This is a genomic window from Acinetobacter sp. YH12134 (genome assembly GCF_013418555.1).
Taxonomy (GTDB): Bacteria; Pseudomonadota; Gammaproteobacteria; order Pseudomonadales; family Moraxellaceae; genus Acinetobacter; species Acinetobacter indicus.
Map to the genome: position 1 here is coordinate 1 of NZ_VPBT01000012.1, position 26661 is coordinate 26661.

A 26661-nucleotide genomic window follows, 5' to 3' on the forward strand; every position below is an offset into this window, starting at 1 on the left:
GCCATTTTAGTTTTCAACAAAAACAACACCCGGATGAACGTCAAGGCAATACCTTAACCTTACAACGTCGCAACATCCATACGGTACCGGAATACCACCCACTACAGCACCGACCGGCGGCTCATCCGCAGCGTGCTCGGGTGGTGGGACCTGCTGGAGAAAGCATCCATGTCGATGAATGGGGACGGATTAAAGTCCGCTTCCTGTTTACCCGCAGTGATGACCATCAGCATGATGGTGGGGCCGGTAGCAATGACAATGACACCGATTCCGCCTGGGTGGATGTACTGACGCCTTGGGCCGGAGAAGGCTACGGGGCACGTTTCCTGCCACGGATTAATGAAATTGTGGTGATCGACTTCTTTGACGGTAACATCGACCGGCCTTTCGTGGTTGGTCGTTTACATGAAGCAGAACGCTCGCCAACCCAATTCGACCAACAAGGCCAACTACCCGACACCAAAAAACTCAGCGGGATCCGCTCACAGGAAATTGAAGGCAGTGGCTTTAACCAGCTGCGTTTTGATGATACTCCGAAGCAGATTTCTGCCCAGCTGCAAAGCAGCCATGGTGCGACCCAACTGAACCTGGGGAACTTGAGCCATCCCAAAGCCAGCGCCGAAAGTGACGGTCGGGGAGAAGGTTTTGAACTGAGAACCGATCAGTGGGGTGCAGTTCGTGCCGGAGAAGGGCTACTGATTTCCACTCATCCACAGGCACAGGCCGAAGGTAACCATCTTGATGCCAGCGAAGCCAAGAGTCAGATTGAAAGCAGCTTAAACAACAGTACTGCCCTAAGTGAAGTGGCCAAAAACCAGCAGACCGATCCTTTAGAGGTTCTCGATAACTTAAAGAACTTCCTGGAACAGATCGAACAGCAGGATGAAAATAAAGCCGCTGCTTTTAAACAGGCACTGATGATTCTTAGCGCACCAAACTCTATTGCGCTGAGTAGCCAGCAAGATGTACACCTTTCTGCGGATGGTCAGATCAGCCACAGTGCCGGAGAGAGTATTAACCTCAGTACGCAGCAGTCTTTGATTGCCCATGCCAGCCAGAAACTGAGCCTGTTTGCAGCACAAAAGGGTGCACGCTTATATGCCGGTAAAGGCAAGGTCGAGATTCAGGCACAGGGTGATGGGGCAGATCTTATTGCAAGAAAGGGGGTGCAGATTATTTCAACGGAAGATGCGGTTTATATTACCAGTCCAACCGAAATTAATCTGACCGCTGGCGGTTCACAAATCAAGATTAATGGCTCGGGGATTTTTCCGACCACGGGTGGCAAGTTTGAGGTGAAGGCGGGGCAGCATGCCTTTAATACCGGTGCCAATGTAGATGCCAGCGTACAGCAATTACCTCAAGCCAAACCATTAAAAGGAACCCTGGAGCTGCTGCGTAGTTATGGAGGTCAAGACTTCTTTGAGCAAAATAGCTATAAAGTGATTGATGCTTTAGGGCAGGAGTTTAGCGGTAAATTGGATGCGAATGGATTTGCTCAGGTGGCAGGTATTGCTCCAGGAGCAGCAAAAATTATCTTTGACAAAGATACCCGGAGTGCCTGGGATCAGGCCAGCCACTTTGAGCGCGATTATACCTGGACAGACAAATTAAGCAGTCAGGTTAAAAGTTTGGCTCAAAATAGCTTGCAGTCTGTGAAACAGAATATGCTGTCACAGCTAAAGACAAACCTGTTATCTCCAGATACGCTGAATGCTGATGGCTTGAAGAATATGGCTAAAACTGCACTGAACCAGACTGGAAGCCAAATGCTGAGTCAAGTCCAAGGGCAAGCAAGCTCAGCTGCACTAGGAGCTGTGGCCAATCAGCTCAATATTAATTTATCGCCTGAGCAATTAAAACATACAGCGCAATTGCCACAGAATGTAATGTCCTTGATGCCAACCGGCTCTAATGGAAATACATCTTCGAGTTTGCCTCAGGATAATGATTGGGTAAGCCAAAAATATTACCAATCTGGAGGGCTGACCTATACCGAAACCACGCGGTATGGAGAATCAAAAAATCTAGTGGCTCCAGTGTTAACCCAGCAGCCAGACTTTTCTCGGGTGGAGCAACCTGCAGTTCCAGTGGCTGCAAAGTCTTCTTCAACCTCGGAAGATTTTATTTCCCAAAAGCACTATCAGGCGGGTGGGCTGAAAATTACCGAAACCTTAAGAAAGAAAACTTAAGTTGTGCCGGTATTTAAAATAAAGAACGTATGGATTAAACATGTCTACATCAACCGATCAGAATAAAAAACAAGAACAGCAAGCTGCTGTCGAATTGGCTGTATTTAATTTAAATAGTGTAACTCATCTGGAAGATCATAAACTGATTGCCCATCAGATCCAGAATTATTTGCAGGTTTGTGGTCAAACCAGCCTGATGCAAATTGAAGGCCAGGCTACAATTAAAACCGTAGCCAATATTTATGCCCTAACTGGTAGCGTATTGGATTTACTGCTTTATGTTATGGCGCCACAAACGGGCGCGGCAGCTGTACAGCGTCATGCATTACTGGCAGCCAATTTAATTGGTTTATTTGCAGAGCCCAAAAATGAAGCACATGCACGGATGGCGCTACGTCCAATGTTTGGACTTATGGCAGAGTGTTTATATCCTGCCAATACTAAAGTAAAAACAGCCGATTTACGTCGGATGGAGCTGCATCTGAATGCACGTATTGCAGGTGATCTGGAGCTTTTTTTACAGGAAACTCAGACCAAACTCACTGGCCTGCTCAAAGCAGCGGCTGATTTGGGCGGAAGTATTTTAAACAGTTTGGTCTCCTCTGGAGCTGCGGCGACCACAGCTACGGCATCTGCTGGCGCCTCAGCAGAAAAACGTGATCCTAAATTACAATTTAACAATTGGGCCAGTCCATTAATTGAATTAATCCAGGCACCCGCAGAAGCGGATGTACGACCAAAGTTAAATCCGGAACAGAGTTCATTACAGACCCTTATTCCCGAAGCCATCACTCAATTAAATACCGTTCTGCAAGAACAGGCCAATGCCGGTTTGCAATATAGTTTGGCCTGGCTGATTCAGGAAACGCTCAGCGCAATTCAGTCCGCTGAATATCAGGGCAGAGCCAGTGTACCCATCAATCAGACCGGTGAATATGAACGACATACTGAAGGTGATATTTTAGAGTTTGTTTCCTTACAAGCTGATGCGTTAAAGGAACCGCCTTGTTTGAATATGTCGCAAACCGCAGTAGCATCTGAATCTGCAACAGGTAACAGTATTAGCTATGCCATCGGCGCTGAGCGGATTAGCCATAGTGACTTTAGCTTGCCCAAAATAGGTTTTGTCTTTAGCCGGCTCTATAACTCTCAATTATCTGAGCTTGATGGTAGCAGCATGGGGGCGCGCTGGCAGATGCCTTTTTCCAATATCATTCAACAGAATGAAAAAGGTTATCTGTTTATTGATGGAAAAGGCCGCAAACTACAATTACCTGCCTCTATTATTCAGCAGGCCTATGAAGTGCCGTATGAAGGTACTACGGTGACACCTCTCGAAGATGGCCGGCTTCGTTTAAATTTTGGTGGCGCGTGGAGCTTTGATTTTGAAAGCTTTAATAGCGGGTTCAGTTATCAGCTGGTTTTAGAACATCAATTAGAGACACAGGAGCAGGTACAGCTTCAATATGTGTTCGTGCAAGGGCAGGCATTTCTACAAACTGTTGCATTTAAGTTAAAGCAGGCACAGCAGGCGCTCAAATTCGCTTATAACGATCAGGGTAAAATTCTGGCCATCTTTGTAGATGATGAAGTCGAGCCGTTGGCACATTATATTTATGATCAGCAAGGTAATCTGATTCAGGCTTTTGATGAAAATGCTCATCATCGTGATTATGAATATAACAGTGCCCATCAGCTGACCCGCTATACCGATCGGACGGGGCGTGGGCAGAATATCCGCTATGACTCAAGCTTGCCGAATGCCAAAGCTATTCAGGAGTGGGCCGATGATGGCAGTTTTAAAACTACATTAAAGTGGCATCCTCGTTTACGTCAGGTCGCGGTATACGATGCTTATGACGTGCCGACCTATTATTATTTTGACCTGGATGGGTTTACTTATCGAATTCGTCTGGCAGATGGCCGAGAGAAATGGTACTCCCGCGATCAGTACAAACGTATTACCCGTCAAATTGATTTTGAAGGGCGAGAGACCCAACAAGAATACAATGATCAGGATCAACTCATCAAAATCGTACAGCCAAATGGCGGAGTAATCCGTTTTGCCTATGATGAGCAAGACAATTTGGTCGAAACCAAAGACCCCGAAGGCAATATTTGGAAACGAGAATATGATGCCAAGGGTAATATCAGCAAAGAAATAAATCCTTTGGGGCATATCACCCAATATAAATACAACAATGACAATCAATTGATCGAAGTGATTGATGCCAAAGGCAGCAGCAAAAAAATTCAATACAATGAATTAGGACAAATGACCTCCTATACTGATTGCTCAGGCAAAAGCAGTACTTGGGAATACGATGAAGAGGGTTCGCTAACAGCTGAACAAACTGCAAATAATAAAGTCGTTCAGTACCTTTACAGCACTCAAGGTCGAGACAAAGGACAACTCCAAAGTATTGTTTACCCTGATGGATTAAAAGAACATTTTGAACATGATGAAGAAGGGCGTTTACTCAAACATATTGATACTAAAGGTTTAGTGACTGAGTACCAATACAATGCCACAGGATTACTCGAACAACGCATCGATGCTAATCGACATCGCATTGGCTATCAATGGGATAAACAGGGACGCATCAAAAAACTAATCAACCAAAACCAAGCAGAATATTTATTTGATTACAATCAATATGGTTATTTGGTACGTGAACAAGCTTTTGATGGAGAAGAAAAACACTACAGCTATCATGATGAGAGTGGCAGGTTATCTGAAATCCGACAGCCTAATATCCTGACCCAATTTGATTATTACGCTGATGGACAAATCGCATCGAAAAGCTTTACCCATTTACATACAGGAAAGAAGCAAACAGAACAATTTGATTACAATCTGAACAGCCAACTGAGCCGAGCCAGTAATGAGGTTAGCCAAATTGATTTTTATCGCAATACACTTGGGCAATTGGTAAGAGAGCATCAGCACTACAAAATCGCTGGGCTTCGTCCACTTACTGCGGTGTTACGTTATGAATATGACGAACTTGGTAATCTGATTAAAACAATTCGTCCAGATGGACAGGAACAAGCCAATTTGAGTTATGGCTCAGGACATTTGTATGCCATTGCCCTGAATAAACAGGACGTGGTTTCATTCCAACGAGATGACTTACATCGAGAAACAACACGCCTATTGGCAAATGGGCTTATTCAAACTAAACAATATAATGATGTGGGATTACTGAGTTCACAGTTCATTCAACCTGAGCAAGAAACTCAAGACTATTTACAGTACCAAGCGCATCGACATTATCATTACGACCAAAACTACCTACTAAACCAAGTTGAAGATAGCCGTTTGGGTAAGCTTAATTATCAATACGATCCAATCGGACGCTTAATCACAACGCAAAGCGCACATAAAACAGAGAGTTTTAGCTTTGATCCTGCGGGTAATTTGATCGACCCTGTATCCGCATCTAGTACGGCACAAATTAAAAACAATCTGGTCAGAAGCTATCAAGGAAAACATTACCACTACGACGCACAAGGCAATGTCATAGAGGCTAAACAAGCAGGTAAAACCCTCAAACTGACATGGGACAACCAAAATCGATTGATTCGCAGTGATCACAATGGTCAAGTCACGGACTACGGTTATGACGTATTTGGTCGTAGACTTTACAAGAAAACGGTAGATGCGTTGACTTTGTTTGGTTGGGATGGTGATCTGATGATTTGGGAATCCCGCAAATCAGAACAAGACAGTTATACCAAGCACTATCTGTATGAACCGAATAGCTTCGTTCCACTGTTGCAAGCTGGATATAAAGGTTTTATTCAACTGATTGAAACACCTGATTATGCTGAATATCAAAGTAAACCTTATTCGGTTTATAAAGATCCTGTATGGCGCAATGATACCCGTAAAAATCGAGTGGAGTTAGAGCAGATCACTTTTTACCATTGTGATCAAGTCGGTACGCCGCAGACTATGACCAATGCAAGAGGTGAGTGTGTTTGGGAAATTACCCAAGATACTTGGGGTAGCACACTCGACATCAAAACAGTAAATCCAGACAATCCGTTTGAGCAGAGTAATCTCAGATTCCAAGGTCAATATTACGATCAAGAAACAGGATTACACTATAACCGTTATCGCTATTATGAACCCCATAGTGCAAGATATGTGAGTAAAGACCCAATTGGGTTAAATGGAGGAATGAATACTTCTGCTTATGTAAGTGATCCAACTCAGTGGGTTGATCCGTATGGACTATCTCCTGATATTTCAATTCCTGGTATGAAAGGAGATCCAAGATTGAAAGATAGATCAACATTAGTTCAGGCAACTGATAGAGCATTGAATGGAACGAGTGCTAATATTAGTGGTGCACTAGGATTGGGTATAACTCATAGCACTACTTATGCAGGAGGTGGGCGGGCTGTGCATTCTACTGGACGAACGTTAGGTTTAGGTGTTTCGGCTAGTACTACGCGAGATATACTTAATATAGGTAATAAACCCGATGGTAGATATATAGAAGCTTGCGGAGGTGTCGGTGCTAATTGGTTTGGACAAATTTGTGGTGGGTACTCTTGGTCTGGAAAATCATTTTATGCGGTCATAAAAGGTGGAAGTGGAGCAGGAGCTGGTTTAGGGATTACGGATGGATGGCAAAATACATCAGATTATATACCTGAACAACCAGTCTACAGTATTCCACCGGAAAAGATGCCAGTAATTCCGGCTCAACCATTTAATTTTCCAAGGTTCTAATTATATGGAAATACTATTTTATTTAAGATGGATTGCGGTTTTTTTATTCGTATCTAATTTTATTCTAATGATATATTTCTTATATAGGTATTATATTAGTAATGAAATGGCAACTGATATCTGGAATTTTTTTTCAAAGAATAATAGTTTTAACAAAGTAATGAGCGATATTGTTTTTAAGAAAAAAAATAATTATCAAAAAATTACTAAGCTAATAAGATTAACATATTGGCTGGTAGGTTTGTTTCTTTGTTTAAGTATATGGAGTGTCGGTTATTATGAAGCTAATTTTATGTAGTTTTTTATTTTTTTTATCTTTGATTAAATCTACTTTTGCTTGTGAAAAAATTGAATATTCTAATCAAATTAAAAACTCTAATTTTGATCTCAATATTTTAAATTTACAAGGAAATCTAAAAAAGATTGATAAGGTAATAAATGGCTTACCTGATGGATTTTATAAAGAGTATATTTTAGGTGTGAGTTTTTTAGATGGGAAAACAAAGTTGGTTGATTTAAAAGAAGCTGAAAAACATTTGACAAATTCTGCTAAGTATTGTTTCTCACCAGCACATTATTCTCTAGGATATTTATACTATTTAGAAAATAAATTAGAAGATTCTAAGAAATGGCTTCTTTCAGCAAAGAAACTCGGTGATAGTTTAGCAGCATATCAGTTAGGTTTGATTTATATAAAAGAACATAACCCTGAGAAGATGTTAGAGAGTTTAGATTTTGCTGAAAAAACAGATTTTACTCCTGCTATAACAGAGTTGGGAGTACAGTATTATGATGGTAAAATTATAAATAAAGACTTAACAAAAGCATTTAAATATTTTGAAAAAGCGGCCTTAAGAAATGATCCTTTAGCTCAAAATAATGTAGGCTGGATGTATGAAAATGGGGAAGGGGGAGTTAAGGTAAATAAAGAAAAAGCATTGTATTGGTATAGAAAAGCTTATGATAACGGATTTTCTGGAGCATATGAGAATTATAGTAGGCTTTTAGGTGAAAAATAAGTATTTAAGAGATGTTTTTTTGTTTTAAAAAACTAAATTATTGAAGATAATTTTTAAGAGGATATGTAAGTTTTCCTTTTATATTTATAGAAGGCAATAATTATATGTTGGTATTTTTTTTGATTTTAAGGTTTATGTTTTTAATTGGCGAATTCAAACATGAGGTGCGACAGTTTCAAAAGCCTTATGATAATCAACAAGCTGAGCAAACTTCTCTAATGGTGTAAGCCAATCTAACGCTTTTCTAGGACGAGTATTCAGTGACATGGCAACTTGATTTAAATAATGCTGATCTGCCTGATTTAAATCAATCCCTTTAGGTAAATATTGCCTAATTAAACCATTCATATTTTCGCATGTGCCTTTTTGCCATGGTGAATGTGGGTCACAGAAATATACATCTATGCCTAAATCTTCTTCGAGTATTTTATGTTCTGACATCTCACGTCCATGGTCAATTGCACTATAACCGTTACCGATATTACGAGCCATATAGTGCAAGATATGTGAGTAAAGACCCGATTGGGTTAGAGGGGGGAATGAATACTTCTGCTTATGTAAGTGATCCAACCCAATGGGTTGATCCGATGGGGTTAACTGAATGGACTGGTTCAAGTTATCAAGTTAGTGTTCTTGCCGGAACAGGAATTAAATATGATTTAAGATCCCAATGCCTAAATAATGAAAGAGGTGTCGCATCAATAGTTGTTGGTAGTGGCTCATATGGGCGGGGGCACTTTAGGAGCGGCAGGAAGTAGATCAGTAACTTTTCATGACCCATATGATGGTGTTTATAAAGACGCATTGAATGGTGGGTGGGGAGATGTAAGTGCTAGTGTTGTATTATTTAGAGGTATAGGTTTTGGTAAAACTGGTTTAGGTGAAGCATCTAGTGATGGCTTAATGTCGACATATGATAGAGGAGTCGCTGCTAGTGCTGGAGTTTCAAGTGGACATGTTATACCTAGTTTATCTAGCTATAAGGTTGAAGCTTGTTTTACAAATGACCCACGTGGGCCCATTTGTAATGGTCGAAATGGTAGATGTGAAAAAAGTGTACCTAAACCAAAGCCTCGATCATATATCGATCCCAAAACCATTCCTGAGTATGATCCTCGCTCTCATGCACATATTCCGCCAAATAATGTCAACATTAATGACATTTTTAACAAAATGAGTTTTTAAGAGGTTATGTACAAAATGCTGAAAAAGAAATTATTGGTGAGTCTAGCTGTAAGTATATGTATTACTGCTTGTAATGCTTCAAATACATCATCTGATTTAAATATGACATTTGAACAAGCTGAGCAGTTAAGATCACAAGCAGAAGCTGCACCATCAAACTCTGATGAAAAGAAAGAATATTATAAAAGACTCGAACCTATTTATGAAAACTTGGCAAAAGAGGGTAATAGTGATGCTCAACTAATATTGGCAGATATTTATTTTAAAGCGCTGAGTGGAACTTATGATACTAAAAAATCATTTGAGTGGACAAAAAAATCGGCAGATAATGGAAATGTCTCCGCTATGTATAATACTGGTTTTAAGTACTACACTGGAACTGGAGTTCAAAAAAGTATAGAAAATGCAAAAAAATATTATCTTAAAGCTGCTAAGTTGAATGATGTTGATGCAATGGGCTCTATAGGCTCTATTTATATTGAAGAAGGAAATATTGAAGAAGGGTTAAATTATTTAAAAAGTGCAGCCGAAAAAAATGATGCTCTTTCATTATTTGAGTTAGGGTTGATATATTGCGAAGGTGTGGTTGTTAAACAAGACTATAAAATTTGTAATAATTACTGGGAAAAATCTGCATCATTAAATAATGCTGAGGCTGCTTTAAATTTGGGTATTAATTTGATAAATAGTAATGGTATCACTAAAGATGTGGATCGAGCTATTAAGTATTTTGAATTAGCTAGTAAAATGAGTAAAGGACAAGCATCTTATAACTTAGGGGTCATATATTCATCTCCAGATTATAATAAGTTAAATGAAAGTTTATCTCAATTTTACTTTAATAAAGCATATGAGCAAGGCATCTCAAGTGCTAAAGAAAAGATAAAACAGTAAGTATTCAAATAATTTTCTGTAATTTATAAGAGATAGCATAATAATGCTCAAAAATAAAGTTCTGTTTATTTCCGCTATAAGCATTGTTATATGTAGCTTAATTGCTTGTACAAATTTGAATAAACAGGACAAGTTCCCTACGCTCGAGGAAGAGTGTAAATTAGCAGGAAGTAGTAGTAAGCAGTGTGAAATTCTTAATTTAAAAGATTTATCCTTAGATGAAAAAGAGAATCTAATGGGATGGGTCTATCTAAATGGGTTAGATAATATCAAACCTAATTATGATAAAGCTTACTATTGGTTTGAAAAGGCTGCAAAAGCTAATAACCATGAAGCTATAAATTCATTAGGTATGATTTATTTTGCTGGGTTAGGAAAAGATAAGGATTTTCAAAAGGCTGAAGAATGTTTTTTAGAAGCAAATAGGTATGGTAACAAAGATGCTAAATTGAACTTGGCAGAACTATATAGAGTTAAAGATTTTGGTCGATCACCAGATTTTGAAAAAGCAGAGCGTTGGTATTTATTAGGGGCCCAAGATAATCCTTCACGAGCATATGAGGGTTTATCAAAAATGTACTTAGATCAGGAAAACTATGAAAAAGCATTTATTTTTTCTGAAAAAGCTGCTGAACTAGATAATCCTGAAGCCCAATATAATTTAGGAGTTTTCTTTGAGCAAGGTGTATATGTAAAAAAAGATAAAAAGCAAGCTGAATATTGGTATGAAAAAGCAGCTAAGCAAGGACATTTGAACGCAATTAATAATTTAAATATTCTTAGATAAAAATAAATGGAAAGGCTTCATTATGTAATCATTTTTATCATAATGAAGCTTTATTTTCTGGGGTTATATGAAAAGATACTGTTTGATAGGTTTTTTAAATAAAATTATTTTCTTGTTTTTGTAATTAAAGAGAAAAGTATTAGCAGGTTTTTTTATTTCTTACCAATTATAGTCATTTATTAAAAAGTAAAATAACTGAAAATAAGGAGAAATAAATGAAAGAAATACTTTTACTAGCAATTTTATTGGGGTTAACTGGGTGTAGTGATAATGACCAAAAAAGCAGTGTGCAAGAAAATATAACTCAGCATGCTGAGTAGCAGTACCAGCATTAGCTAATTATAGTTTACCTGCCTCACCATAAGCATTTTCGATGGGTGGGTAGTCTATACTAATACAAGTCCTGTCGGCGCATCTACATTATTGGATGAAGCAAAAGACCGCTGCATTAGTTATGCCTAATCCAACTCAAGTGGCAAATGTACTGAAATGAAGCGATTACAAGAACTGGGGAAAAGATATCAAGAAGAAAATCCTGTGTATTTAAATGTACCTCCGAGTTCTCAATGGTTTCCGTCAAATTTTTAATTTTTGGAGTTAGTAAATGAAATATTCTTATTCTATCTTTTTCAGCCTATTGATGGTAAGTGGTTGTAGTAATGGTACATCAACGAATACACTTCCTGATTCAGAAAAGATTACATCAACGGAGCAAGATTCATATCAAAAAATACAGAAATATTCTGAAGCTGGCGATAAGGAAAATTATTTAAAACTTTTGGAAACGTCTGCTGAAAGTGGGGATGTAATTGCCCAAAATGAATTGGCTGGATTATATGCATTTGGTGAGGGCGTACCAAAAAGTGGAGAGAAATTTATTTATTGGTCAGAGTTAGCTGCATCTAAGGGGTCTTCACTTGCTCAACTTAATTTAGGTACAGCCTATTTTTTTGGAACTAATGGAGTAACTCAAGATTTGGTAAAAGCAGAAAAGTGGCTAACACTTGCTGCAAGTAATAATGAAGAAATTGCTAAAAGTTATTTACAGAAAATAAAAAATAATGAAATACCAGATGCATCAATACCAGATGATATAAAACTTCTTATGGAGAGTGATAAGTAGTTTGGTCTATTTACGGCTTTGTTGCACAAAGATTTGAAATGCAAAGCGCCCCTAATTGAGCCAAATTTAAGGCGTAACTTGGGTAAGTGGTCGACCTAATTCCGTAAATCTGTTGAGGACTGCTACACGTGCATGAATCTCATTCACCTGACTAGGAAAGCTTCTTGCCATTAATTTATCGCCTAATAATTTGATGCAATGCATCTTGGTTTCCACCAAACTGCGGCGATGATAGCCTGACCATTTTTTCCATAGTGTCCTGCCTAAACGTTTAACTGTTCGAAGTAATTCATTTCGCGCTAGCGAGCTACTCTTTGTATCTTTCCATGGTTTCGCATTTTTTCTAGGTGGAATCACCGCATGTGCTTGCCGATCTGCAATGACCTGACGGCATTGCTTGGTGTCATAAGCTCCATCGGTATGAACAGAGTCAATCTGCTCATCTTGTGGAATCTGATTAAGTAAATCACCAAGCACCTGTGAATCACTGACATTATTGGTTGTGAGCTGAATAGCGCGTATTTGTAGGGTTTTGGCATCTATACCAATATGTAGTTTACGCCATTGGCGACGATATTCAGCTCCATGTTTCTTGCGTTTCCATTCGCCCTCACCTAGAAACTTCATGCCTGTAGAGTCTACGAGTAGATGCAGCCCATCGCTACTTTTTTGGTAGCTGATTGCAATATCAATATGCTTTTGTCTTCTACAAAGCGTACTGTAATCTGGTGCGGTCCAATTTAATCCGCAAAGTTTAATCAGACTTTGCACAAAGCCAGTGACTATACGTAAAGATAGACGGAATAAGGATTTAATCATTAAGCAGCATTGGATAGCTGCGTCGGAGTAGGTTTGATTTCGCCCTTGTTTGCCTTTTGATGGAGCATACCATTGCGTAGCAGGATCAAACCAAATGGCAATATTTCCGCGACTCATGAGTGCTCGGTTATATGCGGGCCAATTGGTTGTGCGGTAGATTTTGTGTGTAGGCTTCTTCATTTGAAAATTATATCGCTGAAAAAGCCTTTACAGATAGGTTTGTGCAACAAAGCCCTTTAGAATTCAAAAAATGCTTGGATTTCTTTTAATCGAAATAATAAAACTAGCATGATTTTTGATGGAGCATTTGGAATCTCACTAATAGCTTCAACTTATCTTTTACGTAAAGGTACAACGTTCATGTCAGCTCGTTTACTGGGGGTTAGGAGCGACTGGATGGGGAGTTGCTTTAATTATAGTAGGTTTTGGAGTGGATTATTATGCTGATTATAATCGAAGACAACAGCTTAGAAAGTGGTTAAAAGAAAGCGCTTGGGGGACATCAAGTGCAGGATTATCTTTAGATGATCTAGAAAAAAATTATATCTTAGCTGTCGAAGAAGTAAGTAGTTCGGATTACAAGTGGTAAAGTTATATTTGGAGGTTTCTTATGAGTGGTAACTATGGTTATGAAAATCAGAATTTGATCAAAGGTTTGAAAATTAACCATGAAAAACCACAAGTATTGACCTATATTAATGAACGAGGATTAATTAACTTTAATTTAGATCCTAAAAAAAAATTAAATAATAAGTTGATTCCATATTTTAATATTCAGCAAGTTAACGATGATTATCTAATTTGTAATGATGCTTGGGATGAGATCAGGGGGTTGCCAACCATGTTCTCTTTATGGTTTAGCTTTTTAATGATGATAGGGCTTATAATTCTATTAATAGGCTTTCCTGGCTTTTTATCTGAATCAGGTTTTTCATTGATATCCTTAATTGGAATTATTTTTTTATTGGGAGGTATATTTTCCTTTTTTAAAATATTTAATATTTCATTTGGTCGTGAGTTATTTGGTTATACGCATTACCCTTTGATTTTTAACCGTAAAAATCAAGAATTACACTATTTTGAACCTTACCAAAAAAAATGGATTTCAGCTCCATGGAGTGATTATCATTTTTCTATAAATATTAATGAAAATCATGAATACGCTGTGAATGCTTCACTGATTGATCAAAATGAGATCATTCAACAAGTGGTCGTCTTTCCATTTAGATTTCGTAGCTTAAGTTTGGTTGAAGGTCATTGGGAGTTTTTTAGACGCTATATGGCGGGTGAAGACTTAGAAAAATTAAAAAAGAATATTCATTACTATGCCCCGAATGTCATTGACCGTAAAGAGATAGCAAGAGAAACTTGGTTTAGACTTAAACTACTAAGATTTTCAGAGCGAGATTATTTAACAGATCAAGTAAAATTACCTTCTGACTTCAATTTAAATCTTTTGATTTTTGGTATTCCTCAATTCTTAATTAGAAGGCTTTGTGTGAGAACATCTAAAACTCCTCAAGTCCCTCGAGAATGGATCAATTAAATTTTAAATGATATTTTTAATCCATAGTTTTATTTAGCAAAGCTATTTAATTATGAGTATTGATGGCTTTGTTGCACAAAGATTTCATAACTATATGATTTTAAAGGTTTTGATTGTTTTTGATCCAAAATTAAATTTATTTAAATCAGATGCTTACATATCTATGCAACAAAGCCTCTTTAGCAAAGTTGGTAATTAATTTTGCTTTGACTTTAGGGCAAGTTGGGGTATTAGCAAGCTCAGTTGCACCATATATCGGAAAGGGTGTATTAAATCGGACAGCAGTAAGATTTTCTTCAAATACTGTCATTGCTGCTCTTGCTGGAGCACGTGTAGTCGCAGGTTTGACTGTGTTTTCCGTTCTATTGGTGACTTTAGAGTACGCTCTTAAAAACTATGTGCTGGATAATGCATTTGAGGATTGGTGTCAAAAAACACCTTTTAGGAAAGCAAATAGTAAAGAGACGCCTTTTAAAAATGAAGATGAAGAGTATCAAGAGTTTGTAAAAGCGGTAGTGAGTTTTTGAATATGTATGATTCGGTGAAGTTAGAAGGTCGTATTGAAGCGTTAGAAATCCATAATGGTGTGTTAAATACTTTGGGAGGGGCAGGAGATAATTTAATTAAGTCTTCAGCGATTTTAAGTACAGTTGCGGGTAGTGTTTCATTGGGGGCACAAACAGTTTTTTTAGCCACGCAAAGCCGTTTACATATCCAAACTGTGGTGATGAACATAGAGGGCAAAGTCTGTGTGGGTCAGTTTCACCGTGCATTGTTAGCAGCAAATGAATATGTCATTTGTATTGCTAAGCAAATTGAACCCAATGTATATGAGTTATGTTCAGTACTTAGTCCAAAAACAGGTTTACTGCATATGCAAGTCGGAATGGGGGCAGCTGATAAACCTGCATACAAGTCAATGATGAAAGGTGGGAGAGTTTGGTATGCAATTGGCTTTTTAGTAATAGTTATTGTTTGGATTATTGTGCCTAATGATTATTCAATTGAAAATTTATTGCTTTGGGGAGGCTGTTTATTTATATTTTATTTTATTTTTATGTTTATTGTTAAAAATGCATTTAATTCATTACGCCATATGAATGAAAAGTCAGAACAAGTTTTCAAGATGTATGGATTTAAAAATCCAGAAGAGATTTATTTACTGACGGCTCGACATCAAGATGATAATGCAAAATTAATATTAGAATCGGTTTATGAATACCGTAATGCGATTGATGATGACCCATATCCTGAAGTTTATATAGCAGAACAGGAAAAGAAAAATTGATGTATTTATATGGTTTGGTGAAGTTAGAAGGTCGTATTGAAGCGTTAGAAATACATAATGGTGTACTGAATACATTGGGGGGAGTAGGAGATCATCTCATTAAGTCTTCAGCGATTTTAAGTACGGTTGCTGGTAGTATTTCATTGGGTGCACAAACGGTTTTTTTAGCCACGCAAAGCCGTTTACATATCCAAACTGTGGTGATGAACATAGGTGGCAAAGTTTGTGTGGGTCAGTTTCACCGTGCATTGTTAGCAGCAAATGAATATGTCATTTGTATTGCTAAGCAAATTGAACCGAATGTGTATGAGCTATGTTCAGTACTTAGCCCTAAAACTGGTTTATTGCATATGCAAGTGGGCATGGGGGCAGCCGATAAACCCGCATATCAATCGATGATAAAAGGAGGGCGGATTTGGTATGCAGCTACAATTATTGGGGTTAGTCTATTTATTATATTCATTGATGAATTTAATCAAGATATTTTTTTGATGTTATTAATTGTTAGTATTTTATTTTATTTTTATGTTTATTGTTAAAAATGCGTTTAATTCATTACGGCATTTAAATGAAAAGTCAGAACAAGTTTTTAAGATGTACGGGTTTAAAAATCCAGAAGAGATTTATTTACTGACGACTTGACATCAAGATGATAATGCAAAATTAATATTAGAATCGGTTTATGAATACCGTAATACGATTGATGATGACCCATATCCTGAAGTTTATATAGCAGAACAAGAAAAGAAAAATTAATGTATTTAGGCTTTGTTGCACAAATATTTCATAACTATATGATTTTAAGGGTTTTGATTATTTTTTTGATCCAAAATTAAATTTATTTAAATCAGATGCTTACATATTTATGCAACAAAGCCAATTGAGAGTATTATGAAAAAATTTGAGTTAATTAATAAGTCTGTATTTATGATTTTATTTTTTATTTTATTGGTAATTTATTCATATGTTTGTAAGGGTTATTCTTTTCTTCTTATTTTAAGTATTATTCTAGGTTTTTTTCTGGTTTTTAGGTCGTTTTAATTATATTAAATTTTATTTTAAATTTGTTTTGTTAAATGTTTTAATAGTTTTTTTCTATGTTTTGGGTGGGGTGTATTTAACAATAATTGAGGGTTGGGGGATTATATTTGTTTTTTTATTATTGTTTTTCTTAATTGATTTTTATTTGTCGATAAAAAAAATAAAAAGAATGCAAAAACATTATAAGTTAAATAATACTGTAATTGACAATAATTTGGATAAATATACTCATGATTTTGAAGTTGAGCACGGAAAAGTATGGGGGGATGGGATTTTTTTTTCAATTTGGACTTATTTCGTATATGTTTGTTATAGGGCCCTATTTTATAATTATTAATTCGCCTTTTTATTTTGATGCAGGTGGGTTAATGTTAGGTATTAAATCAAATGCTTTTGTCTATTTTGGTATTTTGTTAATGTTGATACTATGAGAATATTCATTAAAGCGGTTCTATTTTTTTAGTGGTCTTGAATATAAATTTAAAAATGAGTGAAATATAAAAAAAGCCCTTACGGGCTTTTTTTTATTCTATAAAATTTAAGGCAACTGCTGAATCGGACTCCCACCCAGCGCTTGTAACAAGGTCACATAAGCATTGTATTGGCTCTGACGGGTTTGCACCAAAGATAGACGGGCATTACGCGTGGTTTCCTGTGCATCTAACAGATTTTTTAATGCCACTGCGCCGTTACGATAACGAACTTCAGTCAACCGTTCAGACTTTTCCGCCAGTTCAACATTACGTGCCTGCAAGGCAAGCTGCTTATCCAGCTCATTACGTGCCGATAATGCATTTTCCACATCTGCAAAGGCGGCATATAGGGTCTGGCGATACTGCAAAATCGCTTTTTCATATTCCAGTTCGTTGACCTGTAAATCGCGTTTCATGTCATTCCATTGTAAAAATGGCAGACTTAAACCTGCACCCAAGGTCAAGGCCGGATTTTGCAATGCACTGCTTAGTGAGGTAGAGGCACCCACACCAGTCGATAGCACACCAGTCAAACTGATCGATGGATAATAGCTGGCCCGATTGGCATCTTTATTGGCCAGGGCTTTGCGCAGGCGCAACTCAGCGGCCTGCAAGTCCGGACGACGCGCCAATAATTCTGCCGGCAAACCGGCACTAATCTCCGGCAGCGCCGTGCGTGGTAAACGCGGCGGTTCCTGAACATTCAGTTGCTGCACCGGCATGTTTAATAAAACTGCCAAGGCCGTCCGGGTTTCTACACGCTGCTGCTCAATCTGGCTTAAGGTCGATTTCTGGTTTTGTACCGACTGTTCTGCCTGGGTTACATCCAGACCCGATACCGCGCCAGCCCGATACTGTACTTGTACCAGTTCATAGGTTTTTTGTGCGGTCGCCAGGTTTTGCTGCACCACCTGATAACGTTCATTTAAATAGCCCAGCTGCCAATACAGCTCTGCTGCTGTACCAATCAAACTCTGTGCTGTGGCCTGTAAATCCTGCTCGGTGGCTAAGGCTTCCCAGCGCGCAGCTTCGGTCTGGTTGGCCAGTTTGCCAAATAAATCCAGTTCATAACTCAAGCGTGGATAGCCCAGAGAAATTCCGGTCGAGGCATTACCATCGCCATCCAGACTAAAACGGTGCCCGGTTGAAATACTGGCATCTCCAATCCGGATTCCTTGCTGGCTTTGAGACTGTCCCGCCTGTAGACGGGCCTGTTGCAGATTAATCCCGGCAACCGCCAGATCGCTATTGCGCGTCAAGGTTTGTTCAACCAGGGCATTCAGCTGGGCATCCTTAAACAGCGTCCACCACTGATCGGCCTGAACCTGGGCATGCACCTGCTGGCTAACCGCTTTACTGTTCTGGAAACTGCCCGGAATAGTCACAGCGGGTGCCTGATATGGGGTTTTCACCACCGCCGCACAGCCGACCAGGCTGCTGCTCAATAGCAAGGCGGTTGCAAGCTTACTGAAATTCAATTGCATGAAAGTATCCTTATTCTCGAGACAGTGCATCGACGGGGTTTAAACGGGCAGCGTTACGGGCAGGAATAAAGCCAAACACAATCCCGATCAGGCTGGAACAGATAAAGGCCGCCACAATGGAGGTGGTCGAGTAGGCCATTTGGAAAGTCCCGCCGGCGAACTGGGTAATCAGTTGTCCAATCCCTAAAGATAAGAGCACCCCGAGAATACCACCTAAAATACAGACCAGTACGGCTTCAATCAGGAACTGCTGCAAGATGTCACTTTGTCGGGCACCCACCGCCATACGAACGCCGATTTCCTGCGTCCGCTCTGTAACCGATACCAGCATGATGTTCATCACCCCGATACCACCCACCACCAGAGAAATCACGGCAATGGCTGAAATCAGCAGGGTCATCGTCGCAGTGGTCTGCTGGATGGTTTCCCGAATACTGTCGGCATTCTGGGTAAAGACATCCTGCGCACCGTGGCGTTGGACCAGCAGGCTTAAAATTGCATTTTCTGCGGCGGCACTTGGATATTCATCTTTAATCCGGACAATGATGCTGCGCACATGCGATTGCCCCAGCATCCGGCTTAAAACGGTGGAGTAGGGCAGATAGACATTCAGGCTATCCGCATTACCGCCCATGCCTTGCTGGGCATCGACCACCCCAATGATCCGACTGGGTACGCTCCCCAGTAAAATCACCTGACCTACCGGGTTAGAGCCGTCACTAAAGAAAGTCTTTTGGGTGTTGGTATCAATCACCACGTCTTGGGCTTGAGTGCGGACACTGCTCCGGTCAAAAGGTTGACCGCTGTTAAAATCCAGACCGCGTACATAGAAGAAGTCTTCACTCACACCATTCACGGTGGTCGAGGCTTCAATTTCCTTAAAGCGTCCGGTCACGCTGGTATTCACCGACGGGCTGACCCCATCGACATAGGGCTGTTCCGCCAGCGCATCGGCATCTGCGGGAATCAGGGTTCTGACCTGAGAGGAACGTGAATTGTCCCCGAAGCCCCGGCCCTGATACACGGTGATGGTATTGGTACCCAGACTGCTGATGTTTTCCAGAATCTGTTTTTGTGAACCATTGCCGAGTGCCACCACTGAAACCACCGAGGCAATCCCGATAATAATCCCGAGCATGGTCAGAAAGGTTCGCATCCGGTGTGCATTCATGGCCAGTAAGGCCATACGGAAGGCTTCTCCCAGACGGTCCACCGCGGAGCGCCAGGACGAAATTTTCTTTTGCGTATTGCGCTGCAGTTGCTGTTTTTCTAGGGGGGCATCTTCAGTTTCTGGCGTATTCGGCTGATCGGAAATAATATTCCCGTCACTGATTTCAATAATCCGGCTGGCACTTTTGGCGACATTGTGGTCATGGGTGACCAGAATAATAGTATGACCCTGGGCATTCAGCTCGCGCAGAATCCGCATTACCTCAATGCCGCTGTTTTTGTCCAGCGCACCGGTCGGTTCATCGGCTAGAATCACATCGCCGCCATTCATTAGCGCACGCGCAATCGAAACACGCTGTTGCTGACCACCAGAAAGCTGGCTTGGACGGTTCTGGGTTTTCTCACCCAGACCCAAATCGGTCAGCAGTTTTTCTGCACGCTGATGACGTTCATCGGCATCGGCACCGGCATAAATCGCCGGGACTTCAACGTTTCCCGCTGCGGTTAAATCGCCCAGCAGATGATAGCGCTGGAAAATAAAACCAAAATATTCACGGCGTAACTGGGCCAGTTCATCGGGTTCCAGTTCACGGGTTTCGCGGCCATTGACGCGGTAGCTGCCCGAGGTTGGTTTATCCAGACAGCCTAAAATATTCATCAGGGTCGATTTACCCGAACCGGACTGACCGACAATTGCGACCAGTTCACCGGGGTAAATCGCCAGATCGACACCCTTGAGAATCTGCACCGTTGATTCACCTGCAGGGAATTCACGAGTCAGATTCTTGACCTCGAGTAGAGGTTGCTGTTGTTGACTCATGCTTACATTCTCATTGGGCCGGAAGGACCACCACGGTTACTACGTTTGGCGCCATCGTTTGAAGTATCTGAACCATCGGCAATAATGACCTGATCACCTTCTTTCAAACCTTTGATGATTTCAACGCTAACGCGGTTATTTAAGCCGGTCAGGACCTGTTGCGGTTTGGCGCTGCCATCGGCCTGTAAGACACGTACCATTGCCAGTGCAGCTTTGCCTTGATCAATCAGGGCACGTTCCTGTTCGGTCAGGGTTAAGCGCGCAGGACGGTCACCGGCCGGGCGTTGACCACGAGCTTCAGATGCACCGCGTTCAGCCGGCGCCTGATCTGCACCCGGGGCACGGCTACGCTGTGGACGGTTAGAGGCCTGAATGGCTGCCGCTGGAATCATCAGGACATTTTTCGCTTCATCCAGCACAATCGACACCTGTGCGGTCATGTCAATACGCAATTTGCCATCTTCATTCGGAACATCAAACAGGGCGTTGTAATACACCGCAGAGCTTGAAGTGGATGAACTGTTATTGGTCTCGGTATTGATTGAATTTGGTGCCGGTTCAACCTGACGCAAGGTGGCGTAGTGTTTTTTCTCACTGTTGCCCAAGGTGGTGAAGTACACACGCTGGCCTTCTTCCACTTTCATAACGTCGGCTTCAGAAATCTCCGATTTTACGGTCATGGTGTCGAGCTTGGCCAGTTTGACAATAGTCGGCGCACTCTGGTTGGCGTTTACAGTCTGACCTTCTTCCGTAACAATCGCCACGACCGTACCATCCATGGGTGCAACAATACGGGTATAGCCTAAATCTTCACGTGTGGTGGCTAAAGTTAAGCGGGACTGTTCAATCTGGGCATTAATGGCAGCAATATCGGCCTGTGCGGTTTTGTAGCTGGCCAGTGCGGCTTCCAGTTCTGCACGTGAGGTCGCATCCTGATCATACATGGCCTGTTGTCGGCGATATTCAGCTTCGACTTTGGCAAGATTGGCCTGACGCACCGCCAGTTGAGCCTGTTGGTTTTTAATGCTGGCTTCTGCGGTTTTTAATTCGTTTTCCTGACGTACCGAATCAATCTGGGCAATCAGCTGGCCCTGTTTGACCTGATCGCCGAGTTCGACATACATTTTTCTGACCTGTCCCGACACCTGGGCGCCGACACTGACCATTTTGGTGGCTTCAAGGACACCGGTGGCCAGTACTGAATTTTCAATATCGCCACGACTGACGGCAGCGGTAATGTACTGTGGCTGTTCCTGTTTAGGTTTTAAAAAGAACCAGGCTGCAGCAATAAGTGCCACAATGGCCAGCGCAGCAAGCGCGAGTTTGGTTGGTTTTATTTTAGGCATGATCATCGAAACAGGTAAAAAGAATTAAACGGAATTATAAAAGCGAATTAAGGATAAATCGTGAATATTTTGAAGACATTGCAAATGATAATTATTCTATGCAGGTTTGAATATCCGGTTAAACAGCAAATAAAGGCCGACCACAGAGACTGGCAATGGCTTGCTGCACCAGCTGTTCCGGGTTGTCCTGACTGACGCCTTTAATAGCCGCATCAATATTTAATAACAGCGCTGGCCAGCTTAAAAACGTCTGTGGCGATAAACGGCGTACTGCCTGCTGGTAAGTGCTGACCTTATTTTTCCAGATGCCCAGTTGCAAGGCATTCTGTGGTTGCTCGAACAGTTGCATCAGAAGTCGCATTTCCTTGCTGATACTCCATAAGATCAGGCTCATCGGCTCGCCAGAGGCAGTCAGATACTGAAAAATCTTGATAGATTGAGCCAGATTTCCGGCTAAAAGGGCATCGCTTAAATCATAAGTGGTATAGCGTGACTGGTCTTGCAGGCAGGCATATAAATGCTCAATCTGAATCTGTTCAAGGTCCGGAAACGTATCGCGCACCCGCATCAGGCTGTTTTTGGCGGCCAGCAGGTTGTGTTCATGATGCTGCTCTAACCATTGCCAGGCATCATTGGCCAGTTGAATCCCGAGTTTCTGCGCTTCAACCGCTAAAATCTGCTGTCGGTCACGTGGGTAATTTGCCGTTAAGGCGACGCAAACCCCATTGGCCTCCACCGTCTGGAAAAAGCTTGACTTGAGGCTACTGGCATCCTGCTTGGGCATGACCACCAGCAGCAGGTTATTGCTGTCTTGTTGTAAGTAGTTTTTCAGCAGTTTTAAGCTGCTGGCATCAGGCTTGATGTTACCATGCACTTCAACCGCCAGTTGGGTGGAAAATAAAGACAGGCTGTTTAAGGCATTAAAGACATTTTTCCAGTCACTGACGCTGCTAATGTCATAGCGCTGACGTTCAATGTCCTGCTTCTGCCAGCTTTGGCGAAAAGCATCAATCAGGTTTTGTTCTAGTAATGGTTCCTGACCATGCAGCACCCAGGCCCCCCGGGCATCATCAATCCGTTTCAGGGCCTGTAAGTAATCCAGTTTCATGGTGCAGCAGTTTGGCTGGTCGATGCGGCAGGTAAGCGGTTTGATGAAATCTGACGCACAATTTGCTGAGCCACGTCATCAATGATCACATCACGCAGGAATTTCTGTTCCTGATCATCGGTGTTCACTGTTGCGACATCATATTGATAGCTTCGGGTGGCGACTACGGTACGCGGTTCAGTTACCGGATTGCCTTGTGCATCTTCAATACGGAAAGTCACATTTAAACGCAGCATGGTTTCGACCAGCTTGCCATTTAATTCCAGACGGCGCGGGCTATAGTCGAGTACCCGCAGCAGATAGGCATCATTGCTATTGCTGAGCTGGACACCGGCGGCACCCAAATAAATCGACAGTTTTTCCTGTAATTCTTCCGCTTGGGCAGGCAGCGCCAGACGCATTTTCGAATAGGCCACCGGGGCGACGGTTGGGTTGGTGCCTTTCAGATGAAAACCACAACCGACCAGGCTAGTAGCTAAACCGCATGTAAGTACAATAGCTGCGACACGTTTGCCCAAATGCATGTGTTGTCCTCTGTGTTGGCCTGAATCAAGCGAAAAATAAAATGAGGTTTTGATTGTATGTGCAAAGCCCGTTGACTGGCAACGGGCTTTGTGTTTTTTAAGCCTCCCTTTGGTAAAGGGAGGTTTGGAGGGATTCGTCCTTAAAGGTCCCCCTCTTGCGCCATATATGGCTCACCTTTTACAAAGGGGGACTTCCACGGTCCATATTATAAAAAATGGGTTCTCCTCCCTTTTTTAAAGGGTGAGAAGCATTGCTTCGCAAGGGAGGGATTGTTCCTTTATATTCCCTTCTCCCTTTGGGAGAAGGTTAGGATGAGGGTGCTTTTAATATTTCACCTCTCCCTAACCCTCTCCTGAGAGGAGAGGGAACCTAAGGAATTAAACCACCAAATTCACTAACTTATTCGGCACCACAATTTCTTTCTTGGTTGGGCCAGTTAAGAATTGTTGCACTTCAGGCAATGCTTTCGCTTGTGCCAAAATGTCATCTTTCGATGCATCGACAGACACTTCTAATTTGCCGCGAAGTTTACCGTTCACCTGAACCACGATGGTTTGGGTATTACGTGTTAACGCAGATTCATCCACAGTCGGGAATTGAGCAGAGGTTAACTCAATGCCAAACTGAGCCAATAAAGTCTGGCTTAAGTGTGGTGCAAATGGTGCCAGTAAAGTCAGAAGTGTGGTGATGGATTCACGAGCAACGGCTACATCGTTGTCATCTTTCGCTTCAAACTTGTTGTTCGCGTTTAGAAGTTCCATCATCGCTGCAATGGCAGTGTTAAATGCATGACGACGTTCGATGTCATCACCCACTTTTTGGATGGTTTCATGGGTTTTACGACGTAAGTCTTGCGCTGCTGTAGAAAGCGCAGCTTTGTCGATGTTTGATGCATTGTTGCCTTGTTCAAGGAAACCAGTTGCCAAACGCCATACACGTTTCAGGAAGCGGTTTGCACCTTCAACACCAGCATCAGACCATTCTAAAGATTGATCAGGTGGTGCAGCGAACATCATGAATACACGAGCCGTATCTGCGCCGTATTGGTCAATAATCGCTTGCGGGTCGATCCCGTTATTTTTCGATTTCGACATTTTTTCTTGGCCGCCAACAATGACGTCTTGACCATCACCTTTGTATTTCGCAGACGTGATACGACCTTTTTCGTCTTTTTCAAGTTCGATGTCGGCAGGGTTGAACCAAGTTTTCTTACCTGATTCAGACTCGCGGTAATAAGTATCGGCAAGTACCATACCTTGTGTTAACAAGTTGGTGAATGGTTCGTTGCCTTGTACCACGCCTTCGTCACGCATCAATTTGTGGAAGAAACGTGCATATAACAAGTGCAGAATCGCGTGTTCCACACCACCGATGTATTGGTTCACAGGCAACCAGGTTTGACCCGCTTCAGGTTTCACCATGCCATCTGTAAAGTCTGGAGAAGCATAACGTGCATAGTACCAAGAAGATTCTACGAAGGTATCCAATGTATCGGTTTCACGACGTGCGTCGCCACCACAGCATGGACATTTGGTTTCGTAGAACTCAGGCATTTTATTGAGTGGGTTACCTGAACCATCAGGCACAACATTAGTCGGAAGTACAACCGGAAGTTGATCTTCAGGCACTGGCACTTGACCACAAGTGTCACAGTTGATCATTGGAATTGGACAACCCCAATAACGCTGACGAGATACACCCCAGTCGCGTAAACGGAATTGAACTTTGACATTGGCAAGACCTTGTGGTTCAAGTTTTGCCAAGAATGCATCAAATGCACCCTGGAAGTCTAAACCGTCAAACTCGCCTGAATTAACCAGTTTGCCTTCTTTCGAGCCGTACCATTCTTGCCATTCAGTTGCGTCAAATTCCGCATCATCTGCGCCTTTGGCATCAATCACTTGTTTGATGGTGAGGCCATATTTATTGGCAAATTCGAAGTCACGTTCATCGTGTGAAGGCACTGCCATCACCGCACCTGAACCGTATGACATCAGCACATAGTTTGCGATCCAAACAGGAACTTCTTCACCAGTCATAGGGTGTTTTACAGAAAGACCTGTTGCCATGCCTTTCTTCTCAGCAGTGGCAAGATCCGCTTCTGCAACTGAACCCATCCGACATTCTTCGATAAATGCAGCAAGTTCTGGATTCGTTTCAGCCGCTTTTAACGCCATCGGATGTTCTGCTGCAATAGCAACATAAGTCACGCCCATTAAGGTGTCGGCACGTGTTGTGAAGACTGTTAAGCCATCTGCATACACGTCTGGATTCGCTGAAGGGAAAGTAATTTCCATACCCTGTGAGCGACCAATCCAGTTACGTTGCATGGTTAATACTTGTTGTGGCCAACCGTCTTTCAGCGTGTCTAGGTCGTCCAGTAATTCTTGCGCATAGTCAGTAATGCGGAAGTAGTACATTGGAATATCACGTTTTTCAACCAATGCACCTGAACGCCAGCCACGACCATTTTCAACCTGTTCGTTGGCAAGTACAGTTTGATCCACTGGATCCCAGTTCACCGTTGAAAGTTTACGGTAGATCAGACCTTTTTTATAAAGCTGAACAAATAACCATTGTTCCCAGCGATAGTATTCTGGTGTACAGGTTGCAAATTCACGATCCCAGTCAATCGATAGACCAAGTTTTTTCAACTGATTACGCATGTAATCAATGTTTTCAAAAGTCCATTTTGCTGGTGCAACCTGGTGTGCAATGGCTGCGTTTTCAGCAGGCAGACCGAAGGCATCCCAACCCATTGGTTGCAGTACGGTTTCGCCTTTTAAACGGTGGAAACGGCTGATCACGTCACCAATCGTATAGTTACGCACATGACCCATATGCAGTTTGCCACTTGGGTAAGGGAACATCGAGAGGATATAACGACGTGGACCTTCTACAGTGTCGGCAACTTTAAAGGCTTTGCGAGTTTCCCAGTCGCTTTGAACTTGAGGTTCAATCGCATTGGCTTGATATTCAGGGTCAATATGAGTAGTCATAAACGGATTAATGAATTACGGTTAAAAGTTTGTTGCACAGCATAGCGCAAAATGCAGCGAAAAGTGAATTTTGCGCGGCGGTTTCTGCTGGAAAAATT

At 41.5% G+C, this 26661-nt stretch carries 19 protein-coding genes and 2 pseudogenes; 13 read left to right on the plus strand and 8 right to left on the minus strand.

Translation table 11 applies throughout. The annotated features are described in order from the left end of the window. The 3 genes from FTU69_RS08325 to FTU69_RS08335 all read left to right on the plus strand — a co-directional run. The coding region (locus FTU69_RS08325) for a type VI secretion system Vgr family protein (RefSeq protein ID WP_257223622.1) at positions 1-2192 on the plus strand (2192 nt) is incomplete at its 5' end. A gap of 40 nt (positions 2193-2232) precedes the next feature. Further along, positions 2233-6936, plus strand: coding sequence for an RHS repeat-associated core domain-containing protein (locus FTU69_RS08330; protein ID WP_180103725.1), 4704 nt, complete (start codon positions 2233-2235; stop codon positions 6934-6936). Between the two features lie 278 nt (positions 6937-7214). Then, positions 7215-7955 carry a tetratricopeptide repeat protein gene (locus tag FTU69_RS08335; protein WP_168391366.1) on the plus strand — a complete coding sequence of 247 codons (741 nt, stop codon included), beginning with the start codon at positions 7215-7217 and terminating at the stop codon, positions 7953-7955. A gap of 153 nt (positions 7956-8108) precedes the next feature. Here the strand turns inward: FTU69_RS08335 and FTU69_RS08340 are convergent. After that, positions 8109-8411: pseudogene (locus FTU69_RS08340) on the minus strand (IS30 family transposase); the annotation flags it as partial. Between FTU69_RS08340 and FTU69_RS14935 the strand changes: the two are divergent. The 5 genes and pseudogenes from FTU69_RS14935 to FTU69_RS08365 all read left to right on the plus strand — a co-directional run. Next, positions 8411-8611 (plus strand): annotated as a pseudogene (locus tag FTU69_RS14935) (RHS repeat-associated core domain-containing protein); the annotation flags it as partial. The pseudogenes FTU69_RS08340 and FTU69_RS14935 overlap by 1 nt on opposite strands. Before the next feature lie 49 nt (positions 8612-8660). After that, positions 8661-9140: a hypothetical protein gene (locus FTU69_RS08350; protein WP_180103727.1), complete on the plus strand. Its 480-nt coding sequence runs from the start codon at positions 8661-8663 to the stop codon at positions 9138-9140. A gap of 15 nt (positions 9141-9155) precedes the next feature. Then, positions 9156-10034: a tetratricopeptide repeat protein gene (locus FTU69_RS08355; RefSeq protein ID WP_163146125.1), complete on the plus strand. Its 879-nt coding sequence runs from the start codon at positions 9156-9158 to the stop codon at positions 10032-10034. A gap of 43 nt (positions 10035-10077) precedes the next feature. Continuing rightward, positions 10078-10821 (plus strand): tetratricopeptide repeat protein, encoded by a 744-nt coding sequence (locus FTU69_RS08360; RefSeq protein ID WP_180103728.1) that lies wholly within the window; start codon positions 10078-10080, stop codon positions 10819-10821. 604 nt (positions 10822-11425) lie between these two features. Further along, entirely contained in the window at positions 11426-11944 is a 519-nt protein-coding gene (locus tag FTU69_RS08365; RefSeq protein WP_075167347.1) for a tetratricopeptide repeat protein, read from the plus strand. 66 nt (positions 11945-12010) lie between these two features. Here FTU69_RS08365 and FTU69_RS08370 read toward each other — a convergent pair whose 3' ends face one another. Beyond that, positions 12011-12943: an IS5-like element IS17 family transposase gene (locus tag FTU69_RS08370; RefSeq protein WP_180103729.1), complete on the minus strand. Its 933-nt coding sequence runs from the start codon at positions 12941-12943 to the stop codon at positions 12011-12013. A gap of 250 nt (positions 12944-13193) precedes the next feature. Here FTU69_RS08370 and FTU69_RS08375 point away from each other — a divergent pair, with 250 nt between their 5' ends. The 5 genes from FTU69_RS08375 to FTU69_RS08395 all read left to right on the plus strand — a co-directional run bounded on the left by FTU69_RS08375 (position 13194) and on the right by FTU69_RS08395 (position 16136). Beyond that, positions 13194-13352 carry a hypothetical protein gene (locus tag FTU69_RS08375; protein ID WP_180087932.1) on the plus strand — a complete coding sequence of 53 codons (159 nt, stop codon included), beginning with the start codon at positions 13194-13196 and terminating at the stop codon, positions 13350-13352. A 21-nt stretch (positions 13353-13373) separates the two neighbouring features. After that, a complete protein-coding gene (locus tag FTU69_RS08380) occupies positions 13374-14309 on the plus strand; it encodes a hypothetical protein (protein WP_180103730.1) in 936 nt (311 codons plus the stop codon). Positions 14310-14458: 149 nt separating this feature from the next. Further along, complete coding sequence (locus FTU69_RS08385; protein WP_180103731.1) at positions 14459-14836, plus strand: hypothetical protein; 378 nt, start codon at positions 14459-14461, stop codon at positions 14834-14836. Positions 14837-14838: 2 nt separating this feature from the next. Further along, a complete protein-coding gene (locus tag FTU69_RS08390; RefSeq protein ID WP_180103732.1) occupies positions 14839-15597 on the plus strand; it encodes a putative type VI secretion system effector in 759 nt (252 codons plus the stop codon). Then, entirely contained in the window at positions 15594-16136 is a 543-nt protein-coding gene (locus tag FTU69_RS08395; protein ID WP_373685091.1) for a hypothetical protein, read from the plus strand. The genes FTU69_RS08390 and FTU69_RS08395 overlap by 4 nt, the downstream gene beginning before the upstream one ends. Before the next feature lie 1040 nt (positions 16137-17176). Here FTU69_RS08395 and FTU69_RS08400 read toward each other — a convergent pair. From FTU69_RS08400 to leuS, 6 genes are all read right to left on the minus strand, one after another. Then, positions 17177-18595 (minus strand): efflux transporter outer membrane subunit, encoded by a 1419-nt coding sequence (locus tag FTU69_RS08400; RefSeq protein ID WP_180103733.1) that lies wholly within the window; start codon positions 18593-18595, stop codon positions 17177-17179. Between the two features lie 10 nt (positions 18596-18605). Further along, positions 18606-20585: a MacB family efflux pump subunit gene (locus FTU69_RS08405; RefSeq protein WP_005182346.1), complete on the minus strand. Its 1980-nt coding sequence runs from the start codon at positions 20583-20585 to the stop codon at positions 18606-18608. Positions 20586-20587: 2 nt separating this feature from the next. Continuing rightward, positions 20588-21931, minus strand: coding sequence for a MacA family efflux pump subunit (locus FTU69_RS08410; protein ID WP_005182348.1), 1344 nt, complete (start codon positions 21929-21931; stop codon positions 20588-20590). A 118-nt stretch (positions 21932-22049) separates the two neighbouring features. Then, complete coding sequence (gene holA / locus FTU69_RS08415; RefSeq protein ID WP_163142809.1) at positions 22050-23039, minus strand: DNA polymerase III subunit delta; 990 nt, start codon at positions 23037-23039, stop codon at positions 22050-22052. Next, entirely contained in the window at positions 23036-23563 is a 528-nt protein-coding gene (gene lptE, locus FTU69_RS08420) for an LPS assembly lipoprotein LptE (protein WP_005182353.1), read from the minus strand. The genes holA and lptE overlap by 4 nt, the downstream gene beginning before the upstream one ends. A gap of 378 nt (positions 23564-23941) precedes the next feature. Continuing rightward, positions 23942-26563, minus strand: coding sequence for a leucine--tRNA ligase (leuS, locus tag FTU69_RS08425; RefSeq protein WP_180103734.1), 2622 nt, complete (start codon positions 26561-26563; stop codon positions 23942-23944). Between the last annotated feature and the right edge of the window lie 98 nt (positions 26564-26661).